Genomic DNA, 13,092 nt, shown 5'->3' with positions numbered 1-13,092 from the left:
TTGGTTGGAGAGAACCGATCATGTCGAACATGATGAAAGCTTTGGTCAAAGCCAAGCCTGAGGTCGGGCTGTGGATGGAGCATGTTCCGGTTCCCGAGGTCGGGCCGAACGATGTCCTGATCCGGGTCAAGAAGTCGGCGATCTGCGGGACCGACGTCCACATTTGGAACTGGGATCAATGGGCGCAGAAGACCATTCCAGTGCCGATGGTTGTCGGTCACGAATTCTGCGGCGAGATCGCCGAGATCGGCTCTGCCGTGACGAAATATCACGTCGGCGAGCGCGTTTCCGGCGAAGGGCATATCGTCTGCGGCAAATGTCGCAACTGCAGGGCGGGCAGGGGCCATCTCTGCCGCAACACGCTCGGCGTCGGCGTCAATCGCCCCGGCTCCTTCGGCGAATTCGTCTGCATTCCCGAATCGAACGTCGTTCCGATCCCGGACGATATTCCGGATGAGATCGCCGCGATCTTCGACCCGTTCGGTAATGCTGTGCACACGGCACTTTCCTTCGATCTGGTGGGCGAGGACGTGCTTGTTACCGGCGCGGGGCCGATCGGCATCATGGGGGCGATGGTTGCGAAGCGCTCCGGCGCCCGCAAGGTCGTCATCACCGATATCAATCCCAACCGGCTGGCGCTCGCCCGCAAGGTCGGCATCGATTACGTCGTCGACGCCTCGAAGGAAAACCTTGCCGATGTGATGAAATCCATCGGCATGACCGAAGGCTTCGACGTCGGCCTGGAGATGTCGGGGGCGGCACCGGCCTTCCGCGACATGATCGACAAGATGAACAATGGCGGCAAGATCGCCATTCTCGGCATCGCGCCGGCCGGCTTCGAGATCGACTGGAACAAGGTCATCTTCAAGATGCTGAACCTGAAGGGCATCTATGGCCGCGAAATGTTCGAGACCTGGTACAAGATGATTGCCTTCGTGCAGGGCGGCCTCGACGTCTCTCCGGTCATCACGCATCGTATTGGCATCGATGATTTCCGCGACGGTTTCGAAGCCATGCGCTCCGGCAATTCCGGCAAGGTCGTCATGGACTGGAACTGATCGGAACTGTCGCTTTACGGCATCGGTCATGCAAGCCGATGACGTAAACGCGCAGGTTTCTTTAGTATCCTCTTGTCATCGCGTGGGGACTTCCTAAATACGGAAAACAATTGATTGTGACGCGTTGGGCCTGTGGATAAGGCTTTTTCGCGTATTTAACGGGCTTTTTTGCTGGAAAAGCTTGACGAGAACTAAAATTCTGGGAATCACCGTTTGACTTCGGAAAGAACGGTAAGACTGGATCGAGCGGATCACCTGATACCATGGCCGGAAACCTAGACGCAATCCAGCTTTGCACTCCGGTAGCGGCGATCGTGGTTAATCGGGCATTAAAGATCATTCCGTAGGTGTTTGTCGGTGAGTCGGGGCTGGCGCAGGGCGCGCCGGCTCGATTGAAATGTTCTACCGCATGTAAGTTTGCAGCGTCAGGGAAAGCGACGATATAGAGATGGCAACAAAGGTCAAAGAGAACGAAGAAGCTGAAGTCGAACGCGACGGCACCTCCGACGGCCCGCTTCTCGATCTTTCCGATGACGCGGTCAAGAAGATGATCAAGGCCGCGAAGAAGCGCGGCTACGTGACGATGGACGAACTCAACGCCGTTCTTCCCTCCGAAGAAGTGACGTCGGAGCAGATCGAAGACACGATGGCCATGCTCTCCGACATGGGCATCAACGTCATCGAGGACGAGGATGTCGAAGAGGCAGGTGCTGCTTCCAACGACGATGACGATGCCGGCGGCGATGAGGACAGCGAAGGCGGCGAACTGGCTCCTTCGACGGGTTCCGCGCTTGCGACCACCAAGAAGAAAGAGCCGACCGACCGCACGGACGATCCGGTGCGCATGTATCTGCGCGAAATGGGTTCCGTCGAGCTTCTGTCGCGCGAAGGCGAAATCGCGATTGCCAAGCGCATCGAGGCTGGCCGCGAGACCATGATCGGCGGCCTCTGTGAGAGCCCGTTGACGTTCCAGGCGCTCATTATCTGGCGCGACGAACTCAACGAAGGCACCACGCTGCTGCGCGAGATCATCGATCTCGAAACCACCTATTCCGGTCCTGAAGCCAAGGCGGCCCCGCAGTTCCAGAGCCCCGAGAAGATCGAGGCCGACCGCAAGGCTGCCGAGGAGAAGGAAAAGGCCCGTCGCGGCCGCGGCGGCTCCTCCGAGGACGACATTACCAATGTCGGTGGCGAGGGCCTGCCGATCGAGGAAGAGGAAGAAGACGAAGACGAGTCCAGCCTGTCGCTGGCTGCTATGGAAGCCGAACTGCGCCCGCAGGTCATGCTGACGCTCGACACCATCGCCGAAACCTACAAGAAGCTGCGCAAGCTGCAGGACCAGCAGGTCGAGCAGCGCCTGTCGGCCTCCGGCACGCTGTCGTCGGCGCAGGAGCGCCGCTACAAGGAGCTGAAGGATGAGCTGGTCAAGTCGGTCAAGTCTCTGTCGCTGAACCAGAACCGCATCGACGCCCTCGTCGAGCAGCTCTACGACATCAACAAGCGCCTCGTGCAGAACGAAGGCCGCCTGCTGCGTCTTGCCGAATCCTATGGCGTCAAGCGCGACAGCTTCCTGGAGCAGTATCAGGGCGCAGAACTCGATCCGAACTGGATGAAGTCGATCGGCAATCTGGCAGCCCGCGGCTGGAAGGAATTCGCCAAGAGCGAAAACACCACGATCCGCGACATCCGCCAGGAGATCCAGAACCTCGCGACCGAAACCGGCATTTCCATCTCGGAATTCCGTCGTATCGTTCACATGGTTCAGAAGGGCGAGCGCGAAGCTCGTATCGCAAAGAAGGAAATGGTCGAAGCCAACCTGCGCCTCGTCATCTCCATCGCCAAGAAATACACGAACCGCGGTTTGCAGTTCCTCGACCTCATTCAGGAAGGCAATATCGGCCTGATGAAGGCGGTCGATAAGTTCGAATACCGCCGCGGCTACAAGTTCTCGACCTACGCCACCTGGTGGATCCGTCAGGCGATTACCCGTTCGATCGCCGACCAGGCGCGCACGATCCGTATTCCGGTGCACATGATCGAAACGATCAACAAGATCGTTCGCACGTCGCGCCAGATGTTGCATGAAATCGGCCGCGAACCGACGCCGGAAGAACTGGCCGAAAAGCTCGCCATGCCGCTCGAGAAGGTGCGCAAGGTTCTGAAGATCGCCAAGGAGCCGATCTCGCTCGAAACGCCAGTCGGTGACGAAGAGGATTCGCATCTCGGCGATTTCATCGAGGACAAGAACGCGCTTCTGCCGATCGATGCCGCCATCCAGGCGAACCTGCGCGAAACGACGACCCGCGTTCTGGCATCGCTGACGCCGCGCGAAGAGCGCGTGCTGCGCATGCGCTTCGGCATCGGTATGAACACCGACCATACGCTCGAAGAAGTGGGCCAGCAGTTCTCGGTCACTCGCGAACGTATCCGCCAGATCGAGGCTAAGGCGCTGCGCAAGCTCAAGCATCCGAGCCGCTCGCGCAAGCTCAGAAGCTTCCTCGACAGCTGACATCTGCCGCAAGCCGGCATTGTCACGAAATCGAACCCGGTTTGCGAAAGCGAGCCGGGTTTTCCATTGAAATCAGATCGGGATTGAGGTTTTGGCCATGGCAAGCAAACCACAGGCTTTCGAACTATCTTTGCCGTCACGGCTGCGGGATATGCTGGTTGGGTACGAATGGCGGCAGGATGCGCTCGGCCGCTCGTCGGCCCATGTCTTCCGGCTGGAAGCCGATGGCCGCGCGCCCGTCTACCTCAAGACCGAGCTTGTCCATCCCCTGAGCGAATTGCCGGGGGAGGTTGCGAGGCTGCGCTGGCTTGCTTCGCGGGGCTTTGCCTGCCCGCAGGTCATCGCCCACGAGAGAGACGAAGAGCGTGAATGGTTGTTGATGAGCGCGCTTCGGGGCGCGGATCTCGTCAGCGAAGAGGGGATGTCGCCGGCGGAGCGCGTGCGCCTGTTGGCGCATGCTTTGCGGCGCTTGCATGATGTCGATATCGCCTGCTGCCCCTTCGATCATCGCCTGGACAACAAGGTTGCTGAGGCAAAGGCACATCTGCTTGCCGGTCGTGTCGATGAGGATGACTTCGACGACGAAAGGCTGGGAAGATCTGCGCAGGATCTTTTCCGCGAACTCGAAGAGCGCCGGCCGGCGACCGAGGATTTCGTCGTCACCCATGGTGATGCCTGCCTTCCGAACTTCATGGCCGAGGATGGTGAGTTCAGCGGCTATATCGACTGCGGCCGCCTCGGCATTGCCGATCGCCATCAGGATATCGCGCTTGCCTGCGGCAGCATCGAACGCAATTTCGGAAGCGATCTGCTTGCCGAGTTTCTAAAGGCCTATGGCGATTTTGAGCCGCAGGCGGAAAAGATGGCCTATTATCAGCTGCTGGACGAGTTCTTCTAACGGTGGATGCGCCGTTTTTCGAGCCATGCGATCTTGCAGGTTTGTTTTTGCGCCATTGCGGATTGGGCGGAGGCCTGACAAGTTCGATTTCGGCACCTGCCCCTTTCCCGACGTGCTGTCGGATACCATATGTCGGTGACCTGAAAGTTCGCTGATCTGTTTGCCGGTAAGGATCGAATGATTCGATGCGATATGCCTTCTTGATTGCTTTCTCTTCGCGAGCCGTCCGCTGAACGATGGAAAGGGTTGCGGAAAAACGGGATAAGGAGATGAGGCCGGGCTTTGTCCTGTCGATCCTTCTGCACGTCCTGTTTGTCGCCATTTTCCTGTTGCCTCTGCTGCCGGCACCGCCGCAGGCGAAGCTCGAGCAGAGCGTCAACGTCGAACTCGTGCCGCAGCAGCAGGAAAAGCAGGAGCTTGCGACGAAGGCGAACGAGAAGCCCGACCAGCCTCCGAAGCCGACGCAAAAGCCTGACGACAAACCGGCGCAGCAGACGGCCGAAGCCCAGCAGGAGCCGCAGCAGCCTCAGGGAAAGAAATCGGACGAACAGCCGCCAAAGCAATCCGACCCACAAGCCAAGGAGCAGGCAGAGAAGCCTGCGGCAAAATCTGCTGAGGCCAAAGCCGATAAGCCTGAAGAGCAGGCGGAGAAGCGGCCGTCTGCCGCAGAAAAGCCTGCCGACGCAAAGAGTGAGCCTTCAGACCGGAAATCAGCGAATCCTGAAGTTAAGCAGGCGGCCGCTGCTTCTCCAAAGTCGACAGCCAATTCCCAGGAAAAGGAGCCGAGCAAGGAGGCTTCGTCATCACCGAAAGAAGCCGATACGCCTAGTGTGGAGAACGCGACGCTATCGCCCAGGGTAAACGATAGCCAACCTTTAGAAGAGTCCACAGCATCGGCGACCACCAATAACAACGCGTCATCTGTTGCCGAGCAAGCAGCAGAAAATGACAAGATCTCGCAGCTCGCGGATTCTATGTCACCTAATGAGGCTTTCAGGTCTCAATCGCAAAGTTCAGCGTCGACCGTACAAAGTGAGCCCCATCAGTCGAGTGCTATTTCGTCGACTTCTCACCCGTCAGATGACACGGCTTCGACATCGAAGCCGGAACTGCTTGCGACAGACTTACCATCGGAAACCGAAGTCGATCCGCAGGAGAAGCGACAGCTCGATCAGACGGCTGTGGGAACACAGGCAGAAACTAAGGCTAATACCAACAGCGACGCTCCACAAATCGCCTTGCCGGGCATCACAACTTCCGGGCAGCCTCAAGTGAGCCACGACAATGATTCCTCCGGCACCGCGGGCGAACAGAGCGGCACGGGATTGATTGTTGAGCCAATGTCCGAGCGGCGACGGGAGATTTCTGCTTCCAAGCCTAATAAAGGAGAACAGAAGACCAGAGTTGTCGTATCTGGAAAAATGGGTGCAGCCGCTTCTGCAGGACCGTTTATTCAAGCTAAGCGATTTTACTCAGCGAACGAGCTTGCTCGACTTCCAAAAGGCTTTTTGGCCCAGTGGAAGGAACTTTCTATACAGATGCGGATGAGTCAGCTTTGCAACGCCGAGGGTGCAGCTCAGCTTAATGCTGCTGGGTTGCATGTACTTCGTTTTGGCCTGCCAAGCGCTTCGGAGAACCGAAGCGCCAACCGGAGTATAGAGACGGACAAGGCGGTATATCGAACGTCTGATGGTTATCGTTATGTTGGTGTAAAATGCGGTGTCGATGCTGGAGCGATGAGGGTGGTATCCTTTGCGTACCGCCTTGGTGCCTCCATACCGCAAGATCAATGGAAAAGCCTTAATCTCCCAACGAATTAGTCCGTCGGGTAGGGCATCAGACGCCTCTGAAACAATAGTTTATTTCCAGCCCAATCGAAATTCTGATCATTTCATCATACAATTGCCTGTATCCTACTGATTCAGTGCCCTCCCGTCGCACTTTTCCATGATTCCAATGTCCTCGATTACAGCCGATTCCAGTTCCGCGGCCGCTGGCCGCTCCGCCTTGCGGGGTGTTCTCGTGGCCTTTTCGGCCTATGCCGTCTTTGCCTTCAGCGATGCCTCGATCAAGATTCTACATGGCGCGGTTCCCTCCTACCAGGTTGCTTTCATCGGGGCGCTGTTCGGCTTTGCGGCCGTGCCCTTCCTGAAGAGGCGGGAGGATGCCTGGCTCGATATGGTGAAGACTTCGAACCGGCCGATGTGGCTGCTGCGCTTCATTTGCGGCGCGACCGGCGCCATCTGCTCGGTCATTGCTTTCACCAAGCTGCCGATGGCGGAAGCTTTTGCGCTGCTGTTCCTGCTGCCGTCCTTCGTGACGATCCTCTCGGTGATCTTCCTCAAGGAAGATGTGCGCTGGCAGCGCTGGACGGCGGTCATTCTCGGTTTCGTCGGCGTGCTGGTTGTCTTGCGCCCAGGTTTTCGCGAGCTCTCGGTCGGCCATTTCTGTGCCGCGATAGGTGGCCTTGCCGCCGCGATTTCGATCGTCATCAATCGCGCGCTGGGGTCGAAGGAAAAGCGCATCTCGCTCTATGGCGCCGGCTTGTTCGGCACGCTTGCTGTCAGCGGCTTCCTCATGCTTTCGGAAGTCACAGCGCCGACTGCGACGCAATGGATCTTCCTGGCAAGTTACGGCCTGCTGGGCGCACTCGGCAACGTGCTGCTGATGAACGCGGCTCATATGGCTCCGGCCAATCTGGTTGCGCCGCCGCAGTACAGCCAGATGCTCTGGGCGATCGTCTTCGGCTATCTTCTGTTCAACGATAGCATCGATATGCCCATGGCTTTCGGCATCCTCCTCATCATCTTTTCCGGTCTGCTGACGCTGGCGCGCGAGCGAAAGCGCGGCACGCCGCTGCCAGCAGCAGTCGCCGGCAATACGCAGGCGGCCTTGGCGACAACGCAGGAGGATGGGGCCGAAGCACCGGAAAGATAATAAGCATGATCGTGTCCAATCGAGATTGCCAGCCATCACGGCACCGCGCTAAGCTTCGCCAGCATCCCAGGCAGGGATGCTATCTCGTTGGGGATGCGACACGGATGAGGTCCGGCCAATTCAGGATATTCCGCACTCAGCTGGCCAGCATCGAAGCCGTGAAGGCGGAAACGGGGCACAGCTTTCCCAAACACACGCATGATCAGTTCGGCATAGGTCTCGTCGAGGCTGGTGCCCAGGCTTCGCTCAGCGGGCGAGGGATGGTGCAGGCCGAGGCCGGCGATATCATCAGCGTCAATCCAAACGAGGTGCATGACGGCATGCCTGTCGGTGACAGCCGGGCATGGTCGATGCTCTATTTCGATCCGCGCGTCATTGCCGATCTCTTGAAGGACATTGGCGAGGGGAGGATGGGCGCGGTCGAATTTCCGTCTCCCGTCATTCGGAATGCTGAACTGGTTGCGACGTTCAGGGCTTTGTTTCCGCTTCTCGCCAGAAAATCCGCGCCGCAGGATGCATTGCTGCAGGATGGGCTGCTGCTGTCCCTCGTTGCCGCCGTCATGAGCGAAGGGGCACAGGGGCCGCGCGATATCGCCGTTCCCGCAGCCATCGGTCGCGCCCGCGAACTGATTGACGATGATCCTGCAGCACCACTCACTCTTGCTGAACTCGCCGACGTCTGCGGGCTAAGCCATTTCCAGTTCCTGCGGGCATTCAGCAAGGCGACGGGGCTTACGCCGCATGCCTATCTGCTGCAGCGACGCATCCAGGAGGCTCGGCGGTTGATCGCGGTCGGCACGCCGCTGGCCGAAGTGGCGTTTGCCTGCGGCTTTGCCGATCAAAGCCACATGACGCGGCTCTTCGTGCGCAATTTCGGCCTTTCGCCGGGCGCCTATGCGGCGGCCTGCTGATACCTCTGCAATTTCATTCAAGACCGCGCGACGATGACGAGGTTTTCTGCAACGCCAAGCGAGACTGCAGAAGGAGAAGTCATGTATTTCCGTCATTCGAACGAGATGTGGAGCGAGTTTCCAGAGCTGGTTCCCGGCGTATTGTTCGCCGAAGGAATCACCGCCGATGTCACCGTCACGGAACGCGTGGCCCATTATCATACAGTCGCTGCTGAGCGGCTGGCGCAGGGCGGCGAAAGCGAAATGCCGGAAATTCAAGCCTGGCGGCGTGCCTTTTCGAAAATGGGAATGAAGCCCACGCAATATCGCTGCGCTTCGGAGGCTTTGCTGCGTCGCTTTCGCCAGGAGGGATCGCTGCCGCGGCTGCATCCCCTCGTCGATCTCTGCAATGCCGTTTCCATCGCCTTCGCCATTCCCGTCGCCGTCTTCGACCGTCAAAAGGTCTCGGGCGATCTTGAGGTGCGCCATGCGCACGGCAGCGAGTCCTATCTGACCTTTTCCGGCGAGACAGAGCACCCGGAACCCCGTGAGGTCATCTTCGCAGACACGGCCGGACAAGCTCATGCCCGACGCTGGACCAACCGGCAAAGCGGTCTTTCCGCTGTGCGCGAGGATACGCGATCCGTGCTGATCGTGGCCGAGGCCTTGCACGGCTCGGCAAGCCGCGACGTACCGCGCCTGATCGATGCGATTGCGGCTGAGCTGGCTGCCGTCTGGTCGTTGCAGACCAGACGAGGAATACTCAGTTCGTCGTCGCCGCGATTTGATCTATCGGCCGAGGGGAATCTCCAGTTGAGACAACATCGAACGTGACAATCGGCACATTTGAACGAACCAAGGCAAGGAGTTTCTGGCACATCTGAAGCGTGTCTCTCCGTGCAAGGGTGCCGGTTCGAGGTATCGCAGTTTCTGTTTCCCCGGAGTTTTCCAGCCAACGGCTGACATCTCGATCGCCGGATTTTTTGCCACTGGCATCCGGATATCGAATTCAAGATGGCCTTCGGCTGTCAGTGCCCGGACTTTCAGTCCCGCGGTCTTGATCTAGCGATCCGGCTTGGCCGTGCCGGGACGGGGCTCCGCGCTCATGCACCGCTCACTGGTTGCGCGCCGTATCTCTAAGGGAAGTCTGGTGTGCTGCCTTATCGAGAACCAACTGACGGCTGCGGGCTACCGGCTGCACCTGCAAACTCGTGCATCCGCCTGATACTTTCTCGAAAGATCATGATGTGGTCTCAATCGCGCAGTCTCATCAGGCCCGCTTCGGTAGGCGCAAAACCGGTGCGGCGATAAAAATTGATAAGATGCGGTTCGAAATCCACATGCAGCCATTCAGCGCCCCGGTCGCGAGTCAGGATCTTCGCCCTTTGGAGAAGGCCGCTTGCGATGCCCTGCCTTCGAAATTCGCGATCCACGCAGATGTCGAGAATGAAGGCATGAATGCCGCCATCCCAGGCGACATTCACAAAACCTACCAGCTGAGTGCCTGCAAATGCGCCGACATGGGCGAGGCTTCGCGACAGGATCGGCGAAAAATCCCGAGCGGAGCGGGCATCCCATGCGTTTGCCCAGAGCGTATTTAGGGCTTCGTTTCCAGGATCTGGGTCATCTCTGAATTCAATTTGCATGTGTATCCTCCCGGCTGGCAGTACCGCTACTTCCGCCGCGCCCCGGGCAGGCGCTAGGTGGCCAAAGAAAGTGTGTGCTCTATGTCGGATATTGCCGCGGTCGATCGTCCTTCGAACGCGAACATAGAGCAAAGGAGATGGAAATGTCCTATGTCGATGGTTTTATTGTCGCTGTGCCGAAAGACAAGATCGAGGCTTACAAAACGCTGGCGAACAAGGCGGGGAAGGTCTGGAGGGAATATGGCGCGCTCAGCTATGTCGAGGCGATGGGAGATGACGTTCCCTATGGCAAACTGACCTCTTTCCCGCGTGCAGTCCAGGCGACGGAAGATGAAGTCGTGGTTTTCTCCTGGATCACTTATGAATCCAGGCAGAGCCGGGACGAGATCCTGGAAAAAGTCATGGCAGATCCTCGCCTTAAGGACGAGATGCAGAACATGCCCTTCGATGGCAAGCGCATGATCTACGGCGGCTTCCGCATTATTGTCGAAGCATAGGTGCCAGACTGCGCGGCCTTGACAATGCGGCGGTTGCGCCCGAGGTGATGTGGATCGCCATTGCCATTGCCATTGTCGGGAAAAGCCATGCCGCAAACTGTCATCACGCTGGCCACTCGCGGTCAGGGGCTTTACGAGTTCACCGATCAGGCGGCGCAGTTCACGCGGACTGCGGCCGGTGGCGGCGAGGGGCTTTTGACCGTTTTCGTACGGCATACATCCTGCTCGCTGCTAATCCAGGAAAATGCGGATCCCGATGTGAAGACGGACCTCAACGCCTTCTTCCGCCGGCTGGTGCCGCCGTGTTCCGATCCGTCGATGCGCTGGATCGTGCACACGACGGAGGGGCCGGACGATATGCCCGCGCATATCAAGGCTGCATTGACGCAAGTCTCGATCGGCATTCCGGTCATGAATGGCCGCCTGGCGCTCGGCACATGGCAGGGAATCTATCTCTTCGAGCATCGCGACCGGCCGCACCGGCGCGAAATCGTCCTGCATCTTTCCGCCTGATCTGCTGCAACTCTGCCGTTTACCGATCGTTAACCGCCATGAATACAATCTGAATGACCAGTTCGCGTTCGGTTCAGCTTGACCGACATAACGTGTCCTCAATCCCAAAGGCGTCGAGCCGGATATCGGGATGGCAACAATCCGCAGCAAGGATTAGAAGGAGAAACACCCATGACCAATCTTTTTGCCAAAGCAGGTATTGCGGCACTCATCGCGCTCGGCGCCATTTCTGCAACCGCTGTCACGGCATCGGCCAATGATTTCCATCCTGGCATCCAGCAGGCTCGCTACGAGCACTATCGCGGCCGTTCGTGCTCGCCGGTTCTGGCTGTTCAGAAGGCGCGCGACATGGGCATGCGCCGCGCCCGCATCGACAATATCACGCCGCGCCGTGTCGTTGTCGAAGGTTTCGGCCGTCGCGGTCCGGATCGGATCGTTTTCGCCAACGTGCGGGGTTGCCCGCTCATCCGCCGCTAATGGCGGTAACTGGATTGCCCAGGTTTTCCACACCTATTCGGTAGATCCGAAGCCGCCTCGGCAAGCGAGGCGGCCTTGTTTTATCAAGCTGTGCTATCATCGAACGTCTGGTGTAGCTTTGGCGTTCATTGTACTTGAGTAATGGATGAATGGCCGATTCTGAGCGTGTTCAGTATCGCACCTTTACCTCATGGGCACTCGCTCGGCATATGTTGCTGGCAAGAGGGAGGAGCCTTTTTGCACTATGGAGAACAGAATGAGACAATTGCTGGCTAAGTTGGGGGTCGCCATCGCCATCGCAGTTACTGCGCTGACCGGCACGGCGGATTTCGCTTCCGCACAGAACTTGGACATCTATGTCGGTCCGGGCCGTCATCGGCCGCCACCGCCGGATTACGACAACCCGCCGCCGCGTTTCGATCGTCGCCGTGGCTGCGATCCGCGTGAGGCTTTGGATGTCGCCCGCAGCTATGGCCTGCGCCGCGCCCGTGTCGTGGATGTAACGCCGCGTCGTGTCGTCGTTGATGGCTTCGGTCGTCGCGGTCCCGATACGATGATGTTTGCCAATGTTCGCGGCTGCCCGATGCTCGGTCGCCGATAAACACAACGGGCGCCAAGTGCGCCCGTTCTTCATTTTCTGACCTTTTCGCCTTATTGGCGGGGGCCGCGGAACCGCCCTTTGCTCGACCTCAAGGGATCTGGGCGAAGGGCGGTTTTGTTTTGGAGTGGTTCGGTTCTTCGCGAGATCCGAGAACCGCTCCATCTTCTGGTTTCCCGCAATTCCGGACGGAAAACCGCTGCGCACTTTTCCTGGAATTGTTTTAGTTACTGCTGGATCGCGTAGGTGATACTCACCGACGCGTTGTATTCGTTCTCGCCGGTGGCGACGGCAACGGCCTTGTCCATCGGGGCCGCGGCAGCCATGGCGCGCATATAGGGCTGCGGCGGGGCGGCGACGCCACCTTCATGGATTGCGATGACGCGGCCGAGCTTGACGCCGGCAGCGTCCGTCAAAGTCTTCGCTTTTGCGGCTGCATCGGCGACTGCCATCTTGCGAGCCTCTTCAAGGACGGCGTTCGGCTTGTCGTTGGTGAACTGAATATCCCCGCCCTGGTTGATGCCGAGCTTGATCGCCTGGTCGAGCAGTCCGCCGAGCTTGGAGAGATCACGCACCCGAACGGTCAGGCCGTTTGTCACCTGATAGCCGGTCAGGACCGGCGGCTGGGTGTGACCATCCTTTTCGTTCGGATAGGTATATTGCGGCTGGACGGAGAAACCCGAGGTCTGCAGGTCGCGCTCGGCGATGCCGCTCTCCTTCAGCGTCACTAGAACGGCGCCCAAGGCCTTGTTGTTCTGCTCGAGTGCTTCCTGCGCCGTCTTTGCCTGCTGGACGACTGCAAGCGTTACCACCGCCATGTCGGGCGCGACTGCCGCATGTCCCTCGCCGGTGACCGTGATGACCGCTTCGTGGGGCTTGGCATCTTCGGCAAAGGCAGTGGCGGCGGGCATGAAGAAAGTGGCGCTGACAAGAGCGGCAAGAGCAAAATCTCTGGTTTTCGTCCGTAGCATCATTCGTTCCTTGGTTGATAATCCCTCGAGTTTCGCTTTTGCTGATTGATTGTGAAGGTATTACGGCAGTCCCTTGTCCGAAAAGAGAAATTGGGTTA

13 protein-coding genes are annotated in these 13,092 nt (G+C 58.6%); 11 read left to right on the top strand and 2 right to left on the bottom strand.

Annotation, left to right across the window (positions count from 1 at the left end; genetic code table 11):
- Positions 1-20: 20 nt before the first annotated feature.
- The 7 genes from tdh (at position 21) to RHSP_RS10900 (ending at position 9,126) form a co-directional block, all read left to right on the top strand.
- Positions 21-1,058 carry an L-threonine 3-dehydrogenase gene (tdh, locus tag RHSP_RS10930; RefSeq protein WP_004116322.1) on the top strand — a complete coding sequence of 346 codons (1,038 nt, stop codon included), beginning with the start codon at positions 21-23 and terminating at the stop codon, positions 1,056-1,058.
- A gap of 448 nt (positions 1,059-1,506) precedes the next feature.
- Positions 1,507-3,567: an RNA polymerase sigma factor RpoD gene (gene rpoD / locus RHSP_RS10925; RefSeq protein ID WP_037151173.1), complete on the top strand. Its 2,061-nt coding sequence runs from the start codon at positions 1,507-1,509 to the stop codon at positions 3,565-3,567.
- Between the two features lie 82 nt (positions 3,568-3,649).
- On the top strand, positions 3,650-4,465 hold the full coding sequence (locus RHSP_RS10920) for an APH(3')-II family aminoglycoside O-phosphotransferase (protein ID WP_420820091.1): 816 nt from the start codon (positions 3,650-3,652) through the stop codon (positions 4,463-4,465).
- Between the two features lie 269 nt (positions 4,466-4,734).
- Positions 4,735-6,285, top strand: coding sequence for a DUF930 domain-containing protein (locus RHSP_RS10915; protein WP_004116313.1), 1,551 nt, complete (start codon positions 4,735-4,737; stop codon positions 6,283-6,285).
- A 136-nt stretch (positions 6,286-6,421) separates the two neighbouring features.
- Positions 6,422-7,402 (top strand): DMT family transporter, encoded by a 981-nt coding sequence (locus tag RHSP_RS10910; RefSeq protein WP_004116309.1) that lies wholly within the window; start codon positions 6,422-6,424, stop codon positions 7,400-7,402.
- A gap of 104 nt (positions 7,403-7,506) precedes the next feature.
- The gene (locus RHSP_RS10905; protein WP_037151170.1) at positions 7,507-8,313 is read left to right on the top strand and encodes an AraC family transcriptional regulator; all 807 of its coding nucleotides are present in this window, start codon (positions 7,507-7,509) and stop codon (positions 8,311-8,313) included.
- 81 nt (positions 8,314-8,394) lie between these two features.
- Positions 8,395-9,126, top strand: coding sequence for a B3/B4 domain-containing protein (locus tag RHSP_RS10900; protein ID WP_004116303.1), 732 nt, complete (start codon positions 8,395-8,397; stop codon positions 9,124-9,126).
- A gap of 419 nt (positions 9,127-9,545) precedes the next feature.
- Here the strand turns inward: RHSP_RS10900 and RHSP_RS10895 are convergent, their stop codons facing one another.
- The gene (locus RHSP_RS10895) at positions 9,546-9,938 is read right to left on the bottom strand and encodes a GNAT family N-acetyltransferase (RefSeq protein WP_004116300.1); all 393 of its coding nucleotides are present in this window, start codon (positions 9,936-9,938) and stop codon (positions 9,546-9,548) included.
- 143 nt (positions 9,939-10,081) lie between these two features.
- Between RHSP_RS10895 and RHSP_RS10890 the strand changes: the two genes are divergently transcribed.
- The 4 genes from RHSP_RS10890 (at position 10,082) to RHSP_RS10875 (ending at position 12,026) form a co-directional block, all read left to right on the top strand.
- Positions 10,082-10,435, top strand: a complete 354-nt coding sequence (locus RHSP_RS10890) for a DUF1428 domain-containing protein (protein WP_004116297.1) — start codon at positions 10,082-10,084, stop codon at positions 10,433-10,435.
- Between the two features lie 87 nt (positions 10,436-10,522).
- Positions 10,523-10,948, top strand: coding sequence for a secondary thiamine-phosphate synthase enzyme YjbQ (locus tag RHSP_RS10885; protein WP_004116295.1), 426 nt, complete (start codon positions 10,523-10,525; stop codon positions 10,946-10,948).
- A 171-nt stretch (positions 10,949-11,119) separates the two neighbouring features.
- Positions 11,120-11,425, top strand: a complete 306-nt coding sequence (locus RHSP_RS10880) for a hypothetical protein (protein ID WP_004116294.1) — start codon at positions 11,120-11,122, stop codon at positions 11,423-11,425.
- Positions 11,426-11,681: 256 nt separating this feature from the next.
- Entirely contained in the window at positions 11,682-12,026 is a 345-nt protein-coding gene (locus RHSP_RS10875; protein WP_004116292.1) for a hypothetical protein, read from the top strand.
- Between the two features lie 224 nt (positions 12,027-12,250).
- On the opposite strand, the gene RHSP_RS10870 is transcribed toward RHSP_RS10875, so the two are convergent.
- Entirely contained in the window at positions 12,251-12,934 is a 684-nt protein-coding gene (locus tag RHSP_RS10870; RefSeq protein ID WP_240535413.1) for an SIMPL domain-containing protein, read from the bottom strand.
- Positions 12,935-13,092: the final 158 nt, after the last annotated feature.

It is taken from the genome of Rhizobium freirei PRF 81 (assembly GCF_000359745.1).
In the GTDB taxonomy this organism is placed as follows: domain Bacteria; phylum Pseudomonadota; class Alphaproteobacteria; order Rhizobiales; family Rhizobiaceae; genus Rhizobium; species Rhizobium freirei.
Note: the sequence above shows the minus strand (reverse complement) of the source record. Positions and strands in the feature narration are given on the sequence as shown.

Excerpts from the sequence above, each read along its gene's own strand:
- tdh (WP_004116322.1), top strand. The coding sequence starts at position 21 with ATGTCGAACATGATGAAAGCTTTGGTCAAAGCCAAGCCTGAGGTCGGG.
- RHSP_RS10900 (WP_004116303.1), top strand. The coding sequence starts at position 8,395 with ATGTATTTCCGTCATTCGAACGAGATGTGGAGCGAGTTTCCAGAGCTG.
- RHSP_RS10885 (WP_004116295.1), top strand. The coding sequence starts at position 10,523 with ATGCCGCAAACTGTCATCACGCTGGCCACTCGCGGTCAGGGGCTTTAC.
- RHSP_RS10890 (WP_004116297.1), top strand. The coding sequence starts at position 10,082 with ATGTCCTATGTCGATGGTTTTATTGTCGCTGTGCCGAAAGACAAGATC.
- RHSP_RS10915 (WP_004116313.1), top strand. The coding sequence starts at position 4,735 with ATGAGGCCGGGCTTTGTCCTGTCGATCCTTCTGCACGTCCTGTTTGTC.
- RHSP_RS10875 (WP_004116292.1), top strand. The coding sequence starts at position 11,682 with ATGAGACAATTGCTGGCTAAGTTGGGGGTCGCCATCGCCATCGCAGTT.
- RHSP_RS10870 (WP_240535413.1), bottom strand. The coding sequence starts at position 12,934 with ATGCCCGCCGCCACTGCCTTTGCCGAAGATGCCAAGCCCCACGAAGCG.
- RHSP_RS10905 (WP_037151170.1), top strand. The coding sequence starts at position 7,507 with ATGAGGTCCGGCCAATTCAGGATATTCCGCACTCAGCTGGCCAGCATC.
- rpoD (WP_037151173.1), top strand. The coding sequence starts at position 1,507 with ATGGCAACAAAGGTCAAAGAGAACGAAGAAGCTGAAGTCGAACGCGAC.
- RHSP_RS10895 (WP_004116300.1), bottom strand. The coding sequence starts at position 9,938 with ATGCAAATTGAATTCAGAGATGACCCAGATCCTGGAAACGAAGCCCTA.
- RHSP_RS10910 (WP_004116309.1), top strand. The coding sequence starts at position 6,422 with ATGTCCTCGATTACAGCCGATTCCAGTTCCGCGGCCGCTGGCCGCTCC.
- RHSP_RS10880 (WP_004116294.1), top strand. The coding sequence starts at position 11,120 with ATGACCAATCTTTTTGCCAAAGCAGGTATTGCGGCACTCATCGCGCTC.